General features: G+C 68.5%; 15 protein-coding genes and 1 tRNA gene. 6 read left to right on the top strand and 10 right to left on the bottom strand.

What is annotated here, in order from left to right; genetic code table 11:
- Nucleotides 1-481 precede the first annotated feature (481 nt).
- Nucleotides 482-1,696, bottom strand: coding sequence for a DUF58 domain-containing protein (locus tag U0177_RS03675; protein WP_409569239.1), 1,215 nt, complete (start codon nt 1,694-1,696; stop codon nt 482-484).
- 39 nt (nt 1,697-1,735) lie between these two features.
- Nucleotides 1,736-2,656, bottom strand: a complete 921-nt coding sequence (locus tag U0177_RS03680) for an AAA family ATPase (protein ID WP_409569453.1) — start codon at nt 2,654-2,656, stop codon at nt 1,736-1,738.
- 300 nt (nt 2,657-2,956) lie between these two features.
- Here U0177_RS03680 and U0177_RS03685 point away from each other — a divergent pair, with 300 nt between their 5' ends.
- The gene (locus U0177_RS03685) at nt 2,957-5,848 is read left to right on the top strand and encodes a helicase C-terminal domain-containing protein (protein ID WP_409569240.1); all 2,892 of its coding nucleotides are present in this window, start codon (nt 2,957-2,959) and stop codon (nt 5,846-5,848) included.
- A gap of 78 nt (nt 5,849-5,926) precedes the next feature.
- Here the strand turns inward: U0177_RS03685 and U0177_RS03690 are convergent, their stop codons facing one another.
- Nucleotides 5,927-6,781 (bottom strand): DUF1684 domain-containing protein, encoded by an 855-nt coding sequence (locus tag U0177_RS03690; RefSeq protein WP_409569241.1) that lies wholly within the window; start codon nt 6,779-6,781, stop codon nt 5,927-5,929.
- A gap of 21 nt (nt 6,782-6,802) precedes the next feature.
- Here U0177_RS03690 and U0177_RS03695 point away from each other — a divergent pair, with 21 nt between their 5' ends.
- Entirely contained in the window at nt 6,803-7,690 is an 888-nt protein-coding gene (locus tag U0177_RS03695) for a lipase family protein (protein ID WP_409569242.1), read from the top strand.
- Between the two features lie 16 nt (nt 7,691-7,706).
- On the opposite strand, the gene dnaN is transcribed toward U0177_RS03695, so the two are convergent.
- Nucleotides 7,707-8,840: a DNA polymerase III subunit beta gene (dnaN, locus tag U0177_RS03700; protein ID WP_409569243.1), complete on the bottom strand. Its 1,134-nt coding sequence runs from the start codon at nt 8,838-8,840 to the stop codon at nt 7,707-7,709.
- Between the two features lie 170 nt (nt 8,841-9,010).
- Here dnaN and U0177_RS03705 point away from each other — a divergent pair.
- Both U0177_RS03705 and U0177_RS03710 read left to right on the top strand, forming a co-directional pair.
- A tRNA-Val gene (locus tag U0177_RS03705) sits at nt 9,011-9,087 on the top strand.
- Nucleotides 9,088-9,245: 158 nt separating this feature from the next.
- On the top strand, nt 9,246-10,472 hold the full coding sequence (locus tag U0177_RS03710) for an RtcB family protein (protein ID WP_409569244.1): 1,227 nt from the start codon (nt 9,246-9,248) through the stop codon (nt 10,470-10,472).
- Between the two features lie 96 nt (nt 10,473-10,568).
- Here U0177_RS03710 and U0177_RS03715 read toward each other — a convergent pair whose 3' ends face one another.
- Complete coding sequence (locus U0177_RS03715; RefSeq protein ID WP_409569245.1) at nt 10,569-12,020, bottom strand: hypothetical protein; 1,452 nt, start codon at nt 12,018-12,020, stop codon at nt 10,569-10,571.
- Nucleotides 12,021-12,282: 262 nt separating this feature from the next.
- Between U0177_RS03715 and U0177_RS03720 the strand changes: the two genes are divergently transcribed.
- Entirely contained in the window at nt 12,283-13,401 is a 1,119-nt protein-coding gene (locus U0177_RS03720) for an alanine dehydrogenase (protein ID WP_409569246.1), read from the top strand.
- Nucleotides 13,398-14,693, top strand: a complete 1,296-nt coding sequence (locus tag U0177_RS03725) for an acetyl-CoA hydrolase/transferase family protein (RefSeq protein ID WP_409569247.1) — start codon at nt 13,398-13,400, stop codon at nt 14,691-14,693. The genes U0177_RS03720 and U0177_RS03725 overlap by 4 nt, the downstream gene beginning before the upstream one ends.
- A gap of 154 nt (nt 14,694-14,847) precedes the next feature.
- On the opposite strand, the gene U0177_RS03730 is transcribed toward U0177_RS03725, so the two are convergent.
- The 5 genes from U0177_RS03730 to U0177_RS03750 form a co-directional block, all read right to left on the bottom strand.
- Nucleotides 14,848-15,084, bottom strand: a complete 237-nt coding sequence (locus tag U0177_RS03730) for a hypothetical protein (protein ID WP_409569248.1) — start codon at nt 15,082-15,084, stop codon at nt 14,848-14,850.
- 183 nt (nt 15,085-15,267) lie between these two features.
- A complete protein-coding gene (locus U0177_RS03735; protein WP_409569249.1) occupies nt 15,268-15,756 on the bottom strand; it encodes a biotin/lipoyl-containing protein in 489 nt (162 codons plus the stop codon).
- A 22-nt stretch (nt 15,757-15,778) separates the two neighbouring features.
- On the bottom strand, nt 15,779-17,260 hold the full coding sequence (locus tag U0177_RS03740) for an acetyl/propionyl/methylcrotonyl-CoA carboxylase subunit alpha (protein ID WP_409569250.1): 1,482 nt from the start codon (nt 17,258-17,260) through the stop codon (nt 15,779-15,781).
- Between the two features lie 67 nt (nt 17,261-17,327).
- On the bottom strand, nt 17,328-18,863 hold the full coding sequence (locus tag U0177_RS03745; protein ID WP_409569454.1) for an acyl-CoA carboxylase subunit beta: 1,536 nt from the start codon (nt 18,861-18,863) through the stop codon (nt 17,328-17,330).
- A gap of 74 nt (nt 18,864-18,937) precedes the next feature.
- The gene (locus tag U0177_RS03750; protein ID WP_409569251.1) at nt 18,938-19,654 is read right to left on the bottom strand and encodes a 4'-phosphopantetheinyl transferase family protein; all 717 of its coding nucleotides are present in this window, start codon (nt 19,652-19,654) and stop codon (nt 18,938-18,940) included.
- Nucleotides 19,655-19,658: the final 4 nt, after the last annotated feature.

Below are 19,658 nucleotides of genomic sequence, written 5' to 3' on the forward strand. Positions count from 1 at the left end.
TTTCGGGGGCTACGCGCCCCCGTGCCCCGCGGCAGAGGGCGGCCGCCCGCCCTCTGCGCTCCCGCGCTGAGGCTTCGCCCCAGACCCCGTAAAAGAATGCTGTCTCTGTCATTAGGCTTGTGGCACATGCCTCGTGGCAAACCGACACGGTATTGTGCGCCGCAAGGCATGAGCGTATGGCATTGATGCTGGCACGGCCTTTCCCGTAGGGCGCGCATCGTGCGCGCCTTCTCCCTCTCCGCGCCTGCGCGGCCCCCGCTCTCTCGCCCTGCGCCTGAGTGCTTTCGGGGCTACGCGCCCCCGTGCCCCGAGGCAGGAGGCTCCCGCCGGCCCTCTGCGCTCCCGCGCTGGGGTTACCACCCCAGACCCCGTAAAAGAATGCTGTCTCTATCATTAGGCCTGTGGCGTATGCCTCGTGGCGCGGGTACAGGCGATGGTTGGCCCTTGGGCATGCGCGCAGGGCAACGTCTCCGCTCTACGCTCACTTGCTCTCCGCTCTACGCTCACTTGCTCTCCGCTCTGCCCTCAGCGGCGCGTGCTTCACCAGCACTCCCGGCACCACCGGCGGCGCGTCGTCGCCCAGGTACAGCCAGGCCACCGAGCGGCCGCTCTCGCGCTGGCGCAGCAGCGCGGCGCGCGTGCCCTCGGGCGCGATCGCGCTCAGCAGCAGCAGCGCCGCGCCCCACGGCAGGTCGCCGGTGGTGGTGCGCAGCAGCCGGGCCATGGGCGTCACCGAGTAGGGCGTCAGCCGCGCCAGCGTCTCCATGATCCGCTCAAGCTGCGCCGGGCTGCGGCCGGGCGGCAGCCGCACGAAGCGCTCGAACTCGGCCGGCGCGCCGTTCACATACAGCCCGACCGCGTAGCCGTCCTCCAGCCCGGCTTTCGCCAGCGTGGCCGCCGCGCTGATCAGCCGCTCGATCTGCTCCTCGTCGATGCCCTGCCAGTAGAACTCAAACGAGTCGAGGTCGAGAAAGATCGCCAGCTCGCGCGAGGTGCTAGGCTCGTAGATCCGCGTCTGCAGCGTGCCGGTGCGCGCGGTCGCGCTCCAGTGCACATCCTTCAGCGGGTCTTCGGGGTGGTAGTCGCGCACGCCGACGGTGCGCAGCGGGTCGCGGATGAGCTGGCGCGCGCGCAGCTCGCCGAGCGGGTTGCGCGGCGGCAGGCCCAACGACTCGAGCGGCAGCAGGCGCGGGTACACCACCAGGCTGGTGCGCGCCGGCAGGTCGATCGCGCTGCGGTAGAAGCCAAACGGGTCGCCGCCCTCGAGCTGCACCGGCCCCAGCCGGTAGGCGCCGCGCGCGGTGCAGCGCAGCCGGTAGCGCCACACCACGCTCTCGTACCAGCGCAGGCTGGTGATGCGGTTGATCACCTGGCGGCCCTCGGTGTCGAGCCGCCTGTCGTGGCCGGCGATCACCAGGTTCGCCGGCACGATGTCGCGCACCACCAGCGCCACCAGCGGCAGCGGCTTGCGGTTCGAGATGCGGATCACCAGCTCGACCTCGTCGTCGGGGAAGGCGCGCGGCTGGCTCAGCTCGCGCTGGTACGTCAGGCGCAGCAGCGACCAGCGATCCCACTGCCGCGAGATCCAGGCGGTCGTCAGCAGCAGGATGCAGATCAGCGCCAGCAGCCCCTGGCCGGTGACCAGCGCCAGCGCGGCGAGCACAATCAGGCCCTGGATTGTCTGGCGGCGAAACATGCGCTTCCTTGGTTTGAGTGCTGGCTTCGCTGCGCCCGCTCACTCCACCGGCGCCGGCACCCGCGCCACGGCGTTGCGCACCACCTCGGCCGGCGAGCGGCCGCGCAGGCGCGCCTCGGGCGCCAGGATCAGGCGGTGCGCCAGCACCGGCACGGCCAGCTCCTTGATGTCGTCGGGCGTGACGTAGCTGCGGCCGCGCAGCGCGGCGAGCGCCTGCGCCCCGCGGTGCAGCGCCAGCGAGGCTCGCGGCGACGCGCCAAGCTGCACGTCGTCGCTGATGCGCGTGGCGCGCACCAGATCGACGGTGTAGCGCCGCACGACATCGGCCACCTGCACCGCCCGGATCGCGCGCTGGTGCTCCAGCACCTCGGCCGCGTCGGTCACCGGCGCCAGGCCGTCCAGCGGGTCGCTCTGCTCGTAGCGCGCCAGTATCTCGACTTCCTCGTCGGCCACCGGGTAGCCCACCTCGAGCCGCAGCATAAACCGGTCGAGCTGGGCCTCGGGCAGCGGAAAGGTGCCCTCGAGCTCGACGGGGTTCTGGGTCGCGAGCACGACAAACGGCCGCGGCAGCGGGCGCGTCGCGCCGTCGATCGTCACCTGGCGCTCCTGCATCGCCTCGAGCAGCGCGCTCTGGGTGCGCGGCGTGGCGCGGTTGATCTCGTCGGCCAGCAGCACGCTGGTGAAGATCGCGCCGGGCCGGAACTGAAATTCGCCAAGCTTCTGGTTGAAGTACGATAGCCCGGTCACGTCGGTTGGCAGCAGGTCGGGCGTGAACTGGATGCGCCGGAAATCGCAGTCGATCGAGCGCGCCAGCGCGCGCGCCAGCGTGGTCTTGCCGGTGCCGGGCACGTCTTCGAGCAGCACGTGGCCCTCGCACAGCAGCGCGGCCAGCAGCAGCTCGACCACCGCGGGCTTGCCGACGATCGCGCGCGCGATATTGGCGCGTACGCGATCGGCCATGGCGCGAACTGCCGAGGCAGTAGCAGGTACAGTCACTGGCGGCTCCTTCGCGCCCACCGCGGCGCCGGCGGCTCGTGGATGGCTATTCGATCCCTTGCTGGTGCGGCGGCAGTGTAGCATAGCCGATCGGCAGTGTCAAAGATTAAGCTTGTTAAAGCCGCGCCGGTACCAGAGCAGCGCCCGGCGCGCATGCCTCAGGGCGCGGCGGCACCTGCTGGCATACCCTCGCCGGCGCTGGTTGCTCAGCAGCAGATCGGGTATAATAGCACGCTGATACTGAACACATGAGCGAGGCGCGCCATGGATCGAACCTTCATCGCAATCGACGTCGAAACCACCGGGCTCGAGGCCGGCACCGACGAGATCATCGAGATCGCCGCCGTGAAGTTCAACGGCAGCCAGGTGCTCGAGACATTCCAGCGCCTGGTGAAGCCGCGCCACTCGCTGCCGCTCAAGATCACCCGCCTCACCGGCATCTCCGACGCCATGCTCGCCGACGCGCCGCGCTTCCCCGAGGTCGCGCCCGATCTGGTGCGCTTCGTCAAAACCTACCCGCTGATCGGCCACTCGGTCGGCTTCGACCTGAAGATGCTCCAGGCCCAGGGCATGCGCTTCCCGCAGACGGCCTACGACACCTTCGACATGGCCACGCTGCTGATGCCCCACGCCCCGGCCTACCGCCTGGGCGCGCTCGCCGCCGCGCTCGGCATCGCCCACGACGAGGCCCACCGCGCGCTCAGCGACGCCGACGTGACGCGCCAGGTGTTTCTGCACCTGCTCGCGCGCATCGAGGCGCTCGACCTCGCCAGCCTGGCCGAGATCAGCCGCCTCACCGCCAAGCTCGAGTGGCCGCTGCGCGACCTGTTCGGCGAGATCGAGCGCACCAAGGCCAAGAACGTGTTCCTCGACGAGGGGCGAAGGCCAAAAGACGAAGGCGACGCGATTGCGCAAGGCTCTTCCTCGGCTCTTCGCCCCTCGTCGGGCGAGCCCACCCCGCTCAAGCCCACCGGCAATACCCACCCGCTCGACGTTGGCGCGGTGCGGCGGTTCTTCGCCCCCGACGGCGCGCTCGGCCAGGCCTTCGACGGCTACGAGCAGCGCGGCCAGCAGGTGACCATGGCCGAGGCGGTGGCGCAGGCGTTTAACCAGGGCGAGGCGCTGATGGTCGAGGCCGGCACCGGCACCGGCAAAGGCATGGCCTACCTCGTGCCCGCGGCCATGTTCGCAGCCCGACGCGGCGAGCGCGTGGTGATCTCGACCAATACGATCAACCTGCAAGACCAGCTGTTCTTCAAAGATATCCCGGCGCTGCAGCGCATAATGACCAAAGACGAAGGACGAAAGACAAATGGTGCTTCGGCGAATAATTCCTCCTCCGTCCTTGATCCTTCATCCAACAATCTCCCGTTTACGGCCGCGCTGCTCAAGGGCCGTGGCAACTACCTGTGCCTGCGCCGCTACAAAGACCTGCGCCGCGACGGCAGGCTTGTGGCCGAGGAGATCAAGACGCTGCTGAAGGTGCAGCTGTGGCTGCCCACCACCACCAGCGGCGACAAGGCCGAGCTGCTGCTGATGGACAAAGAGAGCGCCGCCTGGGGCCGGATCAACGCCACGCCCGAGACGTGCACCGGCGCGCGCTGCCCCGATTTCCGCGAGTGCTTCTTCTTCAAGGCGCGCCGCCAGGCCGAGGCCGCGCACCTGGTGGTGGTGAACCACGCGCTCATGCTCGCCGACCTGGCCACCGAGGCCCAGGTGCTGCCGGCCTACGACCATATCATTATCGACGAAGCCCACAACCTCGAGGAGGTCGCCACCGACCAGTTCGGCTTCTCGGTAGACCAGGCGCGGCTGCTTGAGTTCCTCGACAACCTGTTCGAGACCGGCGGGGCCAGCACCAGCGCCGGGCTGTTCGCCGAGCTGCCGCGCTACTTCCAGAACAGCGCCGCCGGCCAGGCCGACATGGACAAGGCCAGCGCGATCGCCCAGGCCGCCGGCCCGGCGGTGACGCGCGCGCGCCAGAGCGTCTACGACTGCTTCAACCTGCTCACCGCGTTCATGGCCGAGGCCGCCGAAGCCTCGGCCTACGACGCGCGGCTGCGCGTGACCGATGGCGTGCGCAAGGGCGGGCAGTGGGAGGCCGTCGAGCGCGCGTGGGAGAACCTGGCGCTGCAGCTCAACGCGATCGGCGACGCGCTGGGCAAGCTCGACGCGCTGCTGGGCGAGCTCGAGAACGCCGAGATGCTCGAGTACGACCTGCTGCTGCTGCGCGTGCAGTCGCAGCGGCGCTACGCCAGCGATGTGCGCGTGAATATCGGCTCCATCATCAATGGTGGCGACGAGCAGAAGATCACCTGGATCACCTACGACCGCACCCGCGACACCCTGGCGCTGCACGCCGCGCCGCTGTCGGTGGCCGAGCTGCTCGAGGCCAATCTGTTCTCGCAGAAGGCCACCGTGGCGCTGGCCTCGGCCACCATGGCGGTGAATGGCGACTTCGGCTATGTGAAAGAGCGCATCGGCCTCACGGCGCCCGAAGAGCTGCAGCTCGACTCGCCGTTCGACTACCAGAAGCAGGCGCTGGTGTACATCCCCAACGACATCCCCGAGCCAAACCAGCGCGGCTACCAGCAGGCGCTCGAGCAGGCGCTGATCGACCTGTGCACCGCCACCGGCGGGCGCGCGCTGGTGCTGTTTACCGCCAACAGCGCGCTGCGGCAGACGTACAAGGCCATCCAGGAGCCGCTGGAAGAGCAGGGCATCGCCGTGCTGGGCCAGGGCATCGACGGCTCGCGCCGCAATTTGCTCGAGCGCTTCAAGGAGTTCCCGCGCACGGTGCTGCTCGGCACCACGAGCTTCTGGGAGGGTGTCGACGTGGTGGGCGACGCGCTGAGCGTGCTGGTGATCGCCAAGCTGCCGTTCAGCGTGCCGAACGACCCGATCTATACCGCGCGCTCCGAGGGCTTCGCCGATGCGTTCAACGAGTACGCGGTGCCGCAGGCGATCCTGCGCTTCAAGCAGGGCTTTGGCCGGCTCATCCGCTCGCGCGAGGATCGCGGCATTGTCGCGGTGCTCGACAAGCGCCTGCTTACCAAGAAGTACGGCCAGGTGTTCCTCGACTCGCTGCCGCACACTACGGTGCGCAGCGGCCCGGCCAAGCACCTGGCGCTGCTGGCGTCGCGCTTCCTGGTGTAGCGTCCCTTAGAAGCTGTTTGAAAAGGGTGGTTTGGAGGGATTTCGTCCCTCCAAGTTTCCACTTTTTCTGGCGGGCTCTTACAGGTGCTCCTCGGCGGGGGCGTAGCGCTCGCCGGCCGCGATGGCCAGCGCGAGGCGGTTTTGCGGCCGCGGCAGCGGGCAGGTGGCGAAATCGGTAAACGCGCACGGCGGGCTGTAGGCTTTGTTGAAGTCGAGCACCGTCTGGCCGTCGCGCGGCTGCGGCGCCACCAGGAACCGGCTTGCGGGGTAGGTTGTCTTGCCGCTGGTGCCGTCGCGAAACACAAACTCAAGCTCGCCGCCGGGCAGCGCCGAGGCCTCGAGCTCGAGCTGCTGCCCGCCTAGCTCGAAGCGCACATAGCCGGGGCACAGCTCGTCGTTCGTGTCGCCGAGGATGTTGGTGATCGGCCGGGGGCGCGGCGGGTCGTAGGCCACAAACGTGGCAGGCACGCAGTACTCGGGCTGGATGGCGAACCACTGGCGACCGCCGAACAGCCGGCGCGCCGGGTGCTCGCCGTCGCGCACACGCACGCCATAGCGCTCGCCGCGCTTGATCACGTGCAGCGCTATGTCGCCCAGCCCCACCACGTCGGGCGGCGCGTCGGCGTCGGAGCGCAGCGGCCCCTCGGCCGCAGGCTGGCCGTTGACGGTGAACGGCACGCCCGGCAGCGGCCGCAGCGTCGCCACCAGGCCGTCAAAATCGATCTGGCCGGCGCGCTCGGGCGCCTTGCCCGCCGGCAGCACAATCGCGCTCGCCGGGTCGGCGCCGATCGCATTGGGGCCTGGCGCCAGCCAAAACAGCCCGATCAGCGTGAGCCAGCCGTCGGGCGCGCGCAGCTTTTCGTCCATCTGGCGGCGCCAGCGCTCGATCTGCGCGGCGTATTCAGCTGTGGCGGTTGATGTTGTGTGTTCCATACTACCCGAAAGGAGCAGCTCATGACCGATTTCGATCCGGCTGCGGCGGCGCGCTATGGCGTGTTTGTCGAGTATGCCTACCTGATGTTCGAAGCGCTCGAGCATTCGGGCGACCCCGGCAACCTCACGCCGCCCGCGCCCGACGGTTTTGAGGCCACCACCGATACAACGATCGTGGCGTACCTGTCGGCGCTCGACACATTTGTCAGCGGCGAGCGGCGCTTTTACGGCTTTGTCGCGCGCGGCATCAGCTCGCCGAACCAGATCGTCGTGGCGATACGCGGCACTGCCGATTTCACCGAGTGGTTCGACGACTTTGAGCTGTGGCCAGTTGAGTTTGCGCCCATCCCCGCCGCCGGTATGGTCGAGTACGGCTTCTACGAGCTGTTCGCGAGCATGGAGGCGCTTGATGCCACTGGCCGGCCGCTCGACCTGCTCGGCCTGCCGGCGCTCGCCGGCGTGGAGCTGCCGGTGGTGACGATCGTGGGCCACAGCCTCGGCGGCGCGCTCGCGACCATGTACGCGCTGCTGGCGCTCGACGAGAACCCCGACCTGACGCCGCTGACCAGCCTGTACACGCTGGCCTCGCCCGCGCTGGGCGACGAGCAGTTCGCCAGCTATTTCAACACCATGGTGCCGCTGAGCCAGCGCGTGTGGAATACCGCCGACATCGTGCCAAAGGCGCTAAACTGGCTCTATACCCAGGTCGATCAGGACGGTAGCCCGATCAGCCCGCTGCCCGAGGTGCGCGCGAGCTGGCCGTGCGAGCACGCGCTGACAACCTACCTGTGGCTGCTCGACCCGAGCAACCCATTCGCCAGCGCGTTCACAGGCGGGGATTGCTACCAGCCCATGTCTCTCGCCGCCGCAGGCCGCCGGCTCGTGCATGCGCGCCGCCGAGCAGGGTGAGCGGACAGGCTGGGTGCTAGCGCACCGTCATGGGCATCACGATATGCAGGTAGCCGTCGGCGCCCACCGGCTTGAACACGCCGGGATTCTGGGCCGTCTGCGTCTCGATCGCGATCTGCGGCGTCTTGATCGCCGCCAGCGCCTCGCTGAGGAAGCGCACGTTCAGCGCGATCTGGCCGCCGCTGCCGTGCACCATACCGTCGAGCTCGCCCTTGTTGTCGCCCACCTCGGCGGCGTTGGCGCTGATGACCAGCTTGCCGGGGCTCAGCTCGCCGCCCGACTCAAACGTGAGGCGGACGATATTCGAGGATGCGGTTGCGAAGAACGAGGCCAGCTTCACCGCCTTGGCCAGCTCTTGCGTCTCGAGCACCGTACGCGTGGCGTGGCTGCTGGGGATGATCCGCTCGATATCGGGGTAGCGCCCCTCGATCAGCCGCGATACCAGGTCGGTGCTCTCGGTGTGGAACAGCACCTGCCCGCCGCTCGGAGTAATCGTCACCTCGACATTGCTCTCGGCGTCGCCGATGATCCGGCTCAGCTCGAGCAGCGCGCGCGCCGGGATGATCACCTCGATCGGGTCGGCCACTGGCTCGGGCAGCTCGATCGTGCGCAGCGCCAGGCGAAAACCGTCGGCGGCGGCGAAGGTGGCCGCCTTGCCACGCAGGCGCATCAGCACGCCCGCCAGCACCGGGCGGGTGTCGTCGCTGGCGGCGGCGAAGGCCACCTGGTCGATCGCCTCGCGCAGCAGCGCCGGCGGGAACGACGCCGTCGGCTCGGCGTCGGAGATCGTCGGGATCACCGGGAACTCGTCGGCCTCGATGCCCTTGATGCTGGCCTCGTAGCGCGCGCACTTGAGCCCGACCGTCTGGGTGCGCTGGTCGAGCACCAGCGAGATCTTGTCGTTCGGCAGGCCGCTGACTACATCCGAGAGCAGCTTGGCCGGCACAGTCACCGCGCCCTCGTCTTCGATCTTCGCGCCGATCCAGCAGGTGATGCCGATCTCGAGGTTTGTAGCGGCCAGCTTCAGCCGGCCGTCGTCGCTGGCCAGCAGAATATTCGACAGCACCGGCAGCGTGCTCTTCCCCGCCACGGCATGGCCGACGATCGCCAGGCCGCGCTTGAGGTTCTCTTGCAGGCACGATAGTTTCATGCGAGTCGGACTCCTTATGTGCATCTGGCATGCGCCGCTGGCCGGGCGCCGAGTGGTATGCTGCCGTACGTTTGTACGAGTTGCGTGGGCTAGATTATAGCATAGGTTGTACGCTCGCGTGGTATTCCAAGCTTGACAGGAAATAGCCTGAATGCTACTATTACCGGCGCGGGCGATTAGCTCAGTTGGCTAGAGCGCAGCGTTGACATCGCTGAGGTCACTGGTTCGAGCCCAGTATCGCCCACCACGTGAGCAAGATCCCACGTTCCCTGGCGTACCTGCCTGCGAACGTGGGATTTTGTGTTTCTGGGCGATGCCCCGGCCTCCCTATTCCCACGCCGAGCTGGGCCTGCCGCCAGGCGTGGCGCACGCTCGCCGGCTCGCCCGCCGCAGAAAGAATCGCGCATGGAATTGGTGAACGGCATCCCGGTGTTCGGCGCGGCCGACGCGCCAACGCTCGTGCAGATGCAGCGCGTGCGCGCCACCGGCCCGGTCGCGGCTACGGCGCTGATGGCCGACAACCATAAAGGCTACTCGCAGCCGATCGGCGGCGTGGTCGCGTATCGCGAGGCCGTCTCGCCCTCGGGCGTGGGCTACGATATCTCCTGCGGCATCATGGCCGTCAAGACGGATTTGCAGCGCGCGGATCTGGCCCCGTCGCTGGGCGTGCTCGCCGACACGCTGGCCCAAACGCTCGCCTTTGGCGTCGGCCGGGTATCGGGCGCGAACGTCGATCATCCGCTGTTCGACGACCCGCTCTGGCGCGAGCCCGAGCTGAGCGCCCTGCAGAGCCTGGCGCGCGCGCAGCTCGGCACGATCGGCTCGGGCAATCATTTTGTCGACCTGCTGGCCGACGCGGACGGCCACGTCTGGGTAATGGCGCACTTCGGCTCGCGCGGCTTCGGCCACCGCACTGCGTCGGGCTTTCTCAACCTCGCGGCCGGGCGCGCATTCGACGCCAAGGCGCCCAGCGAGTCGATGGACCAGGCGCCGACCGTGATCTCGCTGCGCGACGACCTCGGCCAGTTCTACTGGGAGGCCATGAACCTGGCCGGGCGCTACGCCTACGCCGGGCGCGAGCTGGTTGTCGGCCAGGTGCTCGGCCTGCTGGGGGCGCGGGCGCTCGACACCGTGCACAACCACCACAACTTCGCCTGGCGCGAGCAGCACGGCGGCCAGGAGCTGATCGTGGTGCGCAAGGGCGCGACGCCGGCCTTTCCCGGCCAGCGCGGGGCGGTCGGCGGCTCGATGGGCGACGTGTCGGTGATCCTGCACGGCGAGGATACGCCCGAGGCGCGAGCGGCGCTGTACAGCACCGTGCACGGCGCCGGCCGGGTGATGAGCCGCACCCAGGCCGCCGGCAAGGTGCGCTGGGAGCGCGACCCGGCCAGCGGGAAAAAGCGGCCGGTGCGCGTCGCGGCGGGCGCGGTATCGCCCGAGATGATGCAGGCGTGGCTGGATCGCGAAGGCGTGATCTTGCGCGGCGGCGGGCTCGACGAGTCGCCGCACGTGTACCGGCGCCTGCCCGATGTCCTGGCGGCCCACGCCGGCACAATCGCCGTCGAAACCGTGCTGACGCCACTGATTGTGTGCATGGCCGGCGCCGACGTGGTCGACCCCTATAAAGATTGAGCGTGGAGCGCAGAGTGCGCTCCACGCTCACCCCGCAGGGTCAGCTTCTAGCTATTAGCCTGCTGGGCAGCCCACGGCAGGGTGGCCCTGGCCACGCTACGGCTGGCTCACCAGCGCCACCCGCGTGACGTTCACATCCTTGATGTTGCATGGGCGGTGCTGGCCGTCGATCTCGCTGCCGTACCAGTAGTGCTGGGCATCGTAGCCGATGCGCGGGTGGCCCTGCGCGTCAAGCGCCAGGCTCGGCCGCACGCCGGTGAACCACGTCGAGACGGTACAGCGCCGCGCCGGCAGCACGTCGAAGTCGTCGGCGAGCGCCCCGCTGGGGTCCGCCAGCCGGCTCTGCCAGGCCGCGCCGCTCTCGCAGCCGCCGTCGCACCAGGCCAGCCCCAGCCCCTGATCGTGGCTGGTGAAGGCCATGCGCGGCCGGCCCTGCCCGTCGAGCGCCATGTCTACGTCCTCGCCGGCCATGTCGGGCAGCCCCAGGTCGATGCCACTCCAGCTCTGCGCCTGGTCGGCGCAGGCGCTGTCGCACCACAGGTAGTACAGCCGGCCGTCGGCGAATGGGCTGCTCGCGGGGTTGTAGAAACCCGAGTACAGCGCGATCTGCGCGCGGCCCTGCGGCCCGACGCGCATGCTGATGCGGAAATTCGCGTGAGCGCTGGTGTCGGCGATCTGCACGGCCGACCAGCCGCCATCGCTGGTGCAGCTCTGGTCGCACTGCTCGAACCAGAGCGTGCTGGCGCTGCCGTTGGTCTCCTGCAGCGCGATGCGCGGCCGGCCCGCGGCGTCAAACGCCAGCGACGGGATGTTCGCCATGGTGTCGGCCACCAGCGCCTCGCCCCAGCTAGCCGTATCGTGGCAGGCGGCCGGGTCGGCGGCGGTGCAGGCCAGGTAGTAGGTGCCGACGTGGCCGCTCGTGAAGTCCTGGTACACCAGCGCCGGGCGGCCCTGCGCGTCGAGCGCGAAAAAGCGGTTGTTGTTGTGCTGGCGCGCGCCAAAGCCGGCGATGCTCTCGATCGGCGCGATCAGGTCGCTCACCTGCCAGCCGGCCGGGCTGGTGCAGCCGGCGTCGCAGCTGGCGTACTGGTAGCGCACGCGCTGGCCCATCCCCACCGTCGGGCCGGCCACCAGCATGAGCACGCGCGTCCGGCCCGCCGGGTCGAGCTGCAGCCGCACCTCGCTGGCCGCGCCAAAGTGCAGAAACGACCACGCGGCCTTGCTGGCGCAGCTGGCCGGGCAGTACGCATACACCGCCAGCCCATCGGCGCGCTGCAGGTCGCTCAGCACGCCATAGACCATATGAACGCCGCCAAGGCTGTCGACGGCCGCGCTGGCGCCGTAGGTCGAGAGCAGCCCGCCGTCCTGCGCCCAGTAGGGCAGCCAGGTGGCGCCGCTGGCGGCGGGCGGCGGCGCCTGGCCGGGGGCCTTGATGGCGACCGGCACGAACACGCCGAAGCCGCCCTGGCCGGCAGCGTGGGCGCTCCCGGCAAACCCGAGCATCAGCGCGCAGGCGAGCAGCATGGTTGAAAACACGTAGTTGCGCATGTGATGTTCCTCGCTTCTACCCAGTTTGCTTGATGGCATACGGGCGGCGCGCCCGCGGCCTTTCACAACCATTCCAGACGAATACGCCCGCGAAATCGTTGCCGAGACGCGCAAAAACGGCGATCGGCGGCCCTGCGGCGCCGCGTTCGTGCTGAAATAGCAACCTGGTGTAACGACTCATTCCCCCGCGCGGCGCGGCGGCCGTGCTATGCTGCCAACGGATGAGGCGATCATCCGTGTTGCAAGCACAGGGAGCGGCCGTATGCATATCGCGATCCCACGAGCATGCCTCAACGACGAGCTGCGCGTGGCCCTGACGCCGGCTGGCGTGCAGGTGCTCATTCGCGCCGGCCACATGGTGTATGTCGCCAGTGGAGCGGGCGAGGGCGCAGGTTTTGCCGACTCAGCCTACAGCGCGGTTGGCGCGCAGCTGGTGTACGGCGCGAACGAAGCGATTGCCCGTGGCGACCTACTGGTGACGGTCGACGGCATCTCCGAGGCATCGATCGGCTGGCTGCGGCCAGGCCAGCTCCTGTGTGGCTTTCTGGGCCTTTCGGTGATGCGGCGCCGCACGCTCGCCTCGCTGGCAGCCGCGAGAGTCACCACGCTCAGCTACGAGCTCATCCGCGAGGATGGCGTGCTGCCTGTGCTCATGCCCATGAGCGAGATCGCCGGGCGGCTGCTGCCGCAGCTGGCCGGGCGGCTGCTTGAAACGCCCGGCGGCGGGCGCGGCACGCTGCTGGCGCCAACGCCCGGCGTGCCCTCGGCCGAGGTAGCGATTATCGGCGCGGGCACCGTGGGCGTGAACGCGGCCTATGGCCTGAGCGCCTGGGGCGTGCACACCACCGTGCTCGACCGCGACATCGAGCGGCTGCGCAACTGCGAGCGGATCTGCCGGGGCCACGTAACCACCCGGCTTTGCACCGAGAGCGCGATCGAGCACGTGCTGCCATTCGCCGATGTGCTCATCGGCGCGGTACACGTGCCGGGAACGCGATCGCCGGTGCTGGTGCGCCAAGAGCAGGTGAAGCTCATGAAGCCGCGCAGCGTGATCATCGACGTAGCGATCACCCAGGGCGGCTGCGTAGCAACCAGCCGGCCCACCACGCACCGCGACCCGACGTTCCTCGCCGAGGGCGTGCTGCACTACGCCGTGCCGAATATTCCGAGCGCGGTGGCGCGCACTGCTGCGCACGCGCTGAACAACGCACTTCTGCCATTTATTCTTCAGATTGCAAACGCCGGGATCGAGCGCGCCATGATCGCGTCGCCCTCCCTGGCACAGGGCGTGGGCCTGCTGCACGGCGAGGCCGCGTCGCCGCATGTGGCGGCAGCGCTCGAGCCGGCATCCGGTTCTGCGACACAACGAGAGCTGCTATGAGCCACGTTTCCGGTATGCTTCCCCGCATGATGTCACCCGCCGAAGCGCTGAGCCTGGTTCACTCGGGCCAGCGCGTCTATATTGGCGGCGGCTGCGGCGTGCCCAGCACGCTGCTGCATGCCCTGGTCGAGCGCGCGCCCGCGCTGCGCGATGTCGAGATCCTGCATATCCTTACCGCCGGCGACGACCCGACCGCCTCGCCGGAGTTCGCTGGCGCGTTTCGGCACAATGCCCTGTTCATTGGCCCGAATGTGCGCCGCGCGGTGCACGAAAACCGCGCCGACTTCACGCCGATCTTTCTTTCCGATATCCCAGGGCTCTTTCGATCGGGCATGCTGCCGATCGACGTAGCGCTGATCCAGGTGTCGCCGCCCGACCAGCACGGCTTCTGCTCGTTCGGCGTCGAGGTGGGCTGCACCCTGCCGGCGGCCCAGCTCGCCCGCACGGTGATCGCCGAGGTGAACGCGCAGATGCCGCGCACGCTCGGCGATAGCTTCATCCATATCTCGCGCATCAGCGCCTGCGTCGAGACCGACCGGCCGCTGCCCGAGCTGCCGCAGGGCGAAAGCAACCCGATCGCCGAGCGCATCGGCCAGCACATCGCCGACTTGATCCCCGACGGCGCCACGCTGCAGCTGGGCATCGGCGCTATCCCCGACGCGGTGCTGCGCTACCTCTCGCACAAGCGCCACCTGGGCATCCACTCCGAGCTATTCTCCGACGGGATCGTCGACTTGGTCGAGGCCGGGGTGATCGACGGCGAGGCCAAGACGCTGCACCGCGGCAAATTAGTCGCCGGCTTTCTGCTCGGCACCCGCCACCTGTTCGACTGGGTGCACAACAACGCGATGGTCGAGCTGCACCCGACCGACTACATCAACGACCCATTTGTGATCGCGCAGCACAAGCGCATGGTCGCGATCAACTCGGCGCTGCAGATCGACCTGACCGGCCAGGTATGCGCCGACAGCATCGGCTCGCAGTTCTACAGCGGCGCGGGCGGGCAGGTCGATTTCATGCGCGGCGCGGCGCGCTCGGAGGCGGGCGTGCCGATTGTGGCGCTGCCGTCTACCGCCATGGGCGGGAAGCTCTCGCGGATCGTGCCGACCCTCGACCAGGGCGCCGGGGTTGTGACCAGCCGCTACGACGTGCATTATGTGATCACCGAGTACGGCGTGGCCCAGCTGCATGGCTGCACGCTGGCGCGGCGCACGCGCGCGCTGATCGACATCGCGCACCCCGATTTCCGCGAGCAGCTGATGGCCAGCGCCAAGCAGCTGCACTATCTGTAGCGCCCGCGTCGCGGCTGGAGGCTGCCTGCGGCAGCGCCGCGTACGCCGTAGCACACAAATTGCGATGCCCTGCTCGGCTGCGCCGGGCAGGGCATCGCAAAAGAAATTTCGCGGGCAGCTTCGCCGCCCCCGAACCCCCATATACAGCCAGTGATCAGCCGGTTGTGGTATTAGCGCTCGACGAGCGGCGGCGCGCGGGCGGCGCCATGCTGGCCTGCGGCGGCGTGGCGCCACGCGGCGCGGGGCCTGGTTCCGGCGCGCGAGCGGGATGCCGGGGCAGCTCAGCGGGTGGCGCGCTCACACCAAAGGTGATCGTACCAGGGTGCATTTCGGCGACGTGGCGCAGCAGCGCGATCGACCATTTCAGCCATTTCAAGATAGTGCCGGCCATTTGAGTCTCCTTTCATGCCGTGGGCCTAGCATAGGCGACGCAGGCCCGTAACTGAATGAAAGGAGCTGTTCGAGGGTGATCCAATCCGTGACGCCGGGCTAACCAAGTGCCTACGCACGCCGCCGGAATAGCGCGGGGCGGGCAAAATGCCCGCCCCGCGCGCCCGCCCGAGCCAGCCGGCGCTCAGGCGATCTCGAGCAGCACGACGCCCAGCGCCACGCTCTGGCCAACCACGACATTCACGCGCTCGACCGTGCCGGCGCGCGGCGCGTTGATCTGGTTTTCCATCTTCATGGCCTCGAGCACCAGCAGCGGCTGGCCGGCCTGCACCTGGGCGCCTGGCTCGACCAGCACGCGCGCGATGGAGCCGGGGATCGGAGCCTTGACACGCCCATCGCCGCCGGCCGGGCGCGCCGCCTGCACCTCGGCGTCGTGCACAGCCAGCCGGTGCAGGCGGCGCGCCGAGCGCACCCAGTGCATCTGCCGATCGAGCACGATCTCGTACGAGCGCCCATCGACGCGCATCCACTCGACTGGCTCGTCGTTCTGGGGGCGCGTAAACGCCACATCGAGTGCCTGGCCATCGACGATCACGGTCGCCTGGCCCGGCCCGCCAAGCTGCACGTCCACCTCAAAAGTAGCATCGTCGATCGTTACCTGTATTCTGCTCATTGGTCTGTTCTTTCTTGTGCCATCAGCTTGGCAGGCGGCGGCTCGAGCGGTGCCAGCCCGAGCCAAGCCGCACCGGCATGGTCGGCTGAGCCGCGCCGGCGCGCAGCGCCTGCGTTACCGCCGCGATCACCGCCAGGTCGCGCAGCTCGGCGGGGTCGGTCGAAGCGCCCGGCAGCGAGCGCCGGAACTCGGTGGTATACGTCCCCTGCTCGAAGTGCGGGTCGTTGAAGATGCTCTGCACCAGCGGCAGGTTGGTCTGAATACCGGTGATAAATGTTTCCTCGATCGCGCGGCGCATGCGGTTGAGGCAATCGGCGCGGTCGCGGCCCCACACGATCAGCTTGGCGAACATGGGCTCGTAGCGCAGCGGGATATCGCAGCCGCTGTAGGCGTAGGTATCGACGCGCACATTCGGCCCGCCTGGCTGGCGCAGCAGCCCGATCGTGCCGGGGCTGGGCAAGAAGTTGTTGAGCGGGTCTTCGGCGCGGATGCGGCACTGCATCGCCGAGCCGCGCAGCAGCACGTCGCCCTGGCCGATCGTCAGCGGGTCGCCCCAGGCGGTGCGCAGCTGCGCCCGCACAATATCGACCGACGCGACCATCTCGGTGACCGAGTGCTCGACCTGGATGCGCGGCTTGATCTCGGTGAAGTAGGTCCGGCCATCGCGATCGAGCACGAACTCAACCGAGCAGGCGCTGTAGCAGCCGAACAGCCGCGCGATCTGCAGCGCCTGGCCCCAGATGCCCTCGCGCTGCGCGGGTGTCAGGTATGGCGCGGGCGACTCGGTGATGATCTTCTGGTTGTTGCGCTGGATCGAGCTATCGCGCTCGCCGAGGTGGATCAGGTGGCCCTGGCGGTCGCCCAGCACCTGCACCTCGACATAGTGCGACGGCAGGATGGCGGCCTCGAGGTACACGCGCTGATCGCGAAATACGGCCTTGCTGCCGGCGCCGGCCTGGCGCAGCGCCTCGGCGAGCAGCTCGGGCGCGCGCACCACGCGTGTGCCATGGCCGCGCCCGCCGCTGCACGATTTGATGATCACCGGGTAGCCAAGCCGCGCGGCCTCGGCGCTGATCGCGTCCAGATCGGTAGCGTCGAAGGCCACCGACGAGTGCGGCGGCGTGGCGAACCCGGCCTCGGCCACCCGGTCGAGCATAGCGATCTTGTTCTTCACCAGCTCGACAAGCTCAACCGGCGGGCCGACGAACACCAGGCCGGCAGCCTCGCAGGCGCGCATAAACGCCGGCTGCTCCGACAAAAAGCCGTAGCCGGGGTGGATCGCCTCGGCGCCGGTCTTGCGCGCGATCGCGATCACCTCGTCCTGGTCGACATACCCCAGGCTCGAGGTCAGCGGCACGCACTCGTCGGCCAGGCGCACGTGCAGCGAGCCGGCGTCGGTCTCGTCGTAGAGCGCCACCGACGCAATCCCCAGGTCGCGGCAGGTACGGATGATCCGCACAGCGATCTCGCCACGGTTTGCGATTAAGATCTTTTTGAACATCATCTTCTCCGCTAGAGCTAAGAGCCGGCCGCCCAGGCGGCGCTTGGCTCTTAGCTCTTGGCTCCTGGCTCTACATGGGCGAAATCCCGTGCTTCTTGGGAACGTGCCGCTCGCGCTTCGAGAGCGTCAGCTCGAGCGCGCGGATCAGGATGCGCCGGCTGTCGCGCGGCTCGATCACGTCGTCGATCAGGCCGCGCGCGGCGGCCACGTACGGGTTATTGAAGCGCTCTTCGTAGTCGGCCACCAGCTCCTTGCGCCGCGCGGTCGGGTTCGGGGCGGCCTTCACTTCGCCCTGGAACAGGATGTTCACCGCGCCCTCGGCGCCCATCACGGCGATCTCGGCATTCGGCCAGGCGTAGAGCAGGTCGCCGCGCAGGCCCTTGCTGCTCATCACGCAGTAGGCGCCGCCGTAGCTCTTGCGCAGGATCAGCATCAGCTTGGGCACGGTGGCCTCGCTGTAGGCGTAGATCATGCGCGCGCCGTTGCGAATGATGCCGCCGTACTCCTGGTTGGTGCCGGGCAGGAAGCCAGGAACGTCTTGCAGCGTGATGATCGGGATGTTATAGGCATCGCAGATGCGGATGAAGTGGGTGGCCTTGATCGAGGCCTTGATATCGACAGTGCCGGCCAGCACCATGGGCTGGTTAGCGACAATGCCGACCACCCAGCCGTTCAGGCGCGCGAAGCCCACGACCATGTTCTCGGCCCACAGCGCGTGCACCTCGAGGAAGCGCCCGTCGTCGACGACGCTGGCGATCACCTGGCGCACGTCGTAGGGCTTGTGCGAGTCGGTCGGCACCAGCTCTTCAAGCTCGGGGCAGCGCCGATCGGGGTCGTCGGTAGGCGGGACGTAGGGCGGGTCGTCCTGGTTGTTCGATGGCAGGTAGCTCAGCAGGTCGCGCACGCTCGCGAGGCACTGGTGGTCGTCTTTGGCCAGGAAGTGGCTCACGCCGCTCTCTTTGCTGTGCACCAGGCCGCCGCCAAGCTCTTCCTGGCTCACGTCCTCCTGCATCACGGCCTTGACCACATTCGGCCCGGTGATGAACATATAGCTGTTCTCGGTCATGAACACAAAGTCGGTGAGCGCGGGCGAGTATACCGCGCCGCCGGCGCATGGGCCGAGGATCACCGAGATCTGCGGGATGACGCCCGATGCCTCGCAGTTGGCGTCGAAAATCCGGGCGTAGCCGCCCAGGCTATCGACGCCCTCCTGGATGCGCGCGCCGCCGCTGTCGTTCATGGCGATGAACGGGCAGCCGTACTGCAGGGCCATGCGCATGGCCTTGACGATCTTGTTGGCGTGCATCTCGCCGAGCGAGCCGCCCATCACCGCGGCGTCCTGGGCGGCGGCAAAGACACGGCGGCCGTTCACCAGGCCGAAGCCGGTAACAACGCCATCGCCATAGCGCGATTGCTTGCCGCCCATGTAGCTGTCGTAGCGCGGCGTCACCAGCGTGTCGATCTCGGTGAAGGTGCCGGGGTCGAACAAGGTGTCGATCCGCTCGCGGGCGGTCAGGCGCCCTTTCTTATGCTGCGAGTCGCGGTCTTTCTCCGAACCGGCCGCAATCGCCTTCCGATCGCGCAGCTTGCGCACATAATCTTCCATTTCCATAGGGCTGTAGCTCCGTCGCCGCCATGCCGCGCGCTGTGCCTCGGTATGGCGATGCTTGTTTGATTTTGTCAGGGCGCGCGCGTCTGCGCCAGCGTCAGCACGTAGTCGCCTACCACCTGCCACCACCCCTCGAGCGGGCCGGCGGCCGGCGCAGCCTGCACGGTCAGCGGCGCCCACGCCAGCCGGCCGCTTGGCGCCGGGCCAAGCGTGATCGACACGCTGCGCGTATCGACGGTGAGGCCCAGCCGCAGCGCCTTGAGCACGGCTTCTTTCGCGCTCCAGATCAGCGTCACAAGGATGTCGCGGGTGGCGGGCGGGGCAGCGTGCAGCTGCGCCAGCTCGTGCGCGGTGAAGTAATCTTCGGCGAACACCGGGGCGCGCGGCTCGATCCGCTCGATGTCGGCGCCGACGTGAAAACGGCCGCCGTCGCTCAGGGCGCAGAAAGCGTGGCCGTTGCAGTGGCTGATCGACAGCGAGAGCGCCTGCAGGTTGTAGAGCGCCGAGAGCCGGTGCGAGTCGTCGGCGAGCAGCTGCGGCGCGCCGTCGGGGGCGCTGGTCACCACAATCTGTTCGAGTGGGATCTGCACGCCGCTATGCTGCGCGATATACGCCTGCACCAGCCGTTTGGCCGTCCAGCGGCCGAGCAGCCAGTCGTGCCGGCGCTTCTCGATCGGCATAGCCGCGAGCCGGCGCTGCTCGCTTGGGCTCAGCAGCCCGGTTGGCGCGAGGCCGCGCCGCAGATCGGGGTGGGCAATGCTCGATTGTACTAACCAGTCGATCATCATACGA

Source organism: Kouleothrix sp., from assembly GCF_046328425.1.
In the GTDB taxonomy this organism is placed as follows: domain Bacteria; phylum Chloroflexota; class Chloroflexia; order Chloroflexales; family Roseiflexaceae; genus Kouleothrix.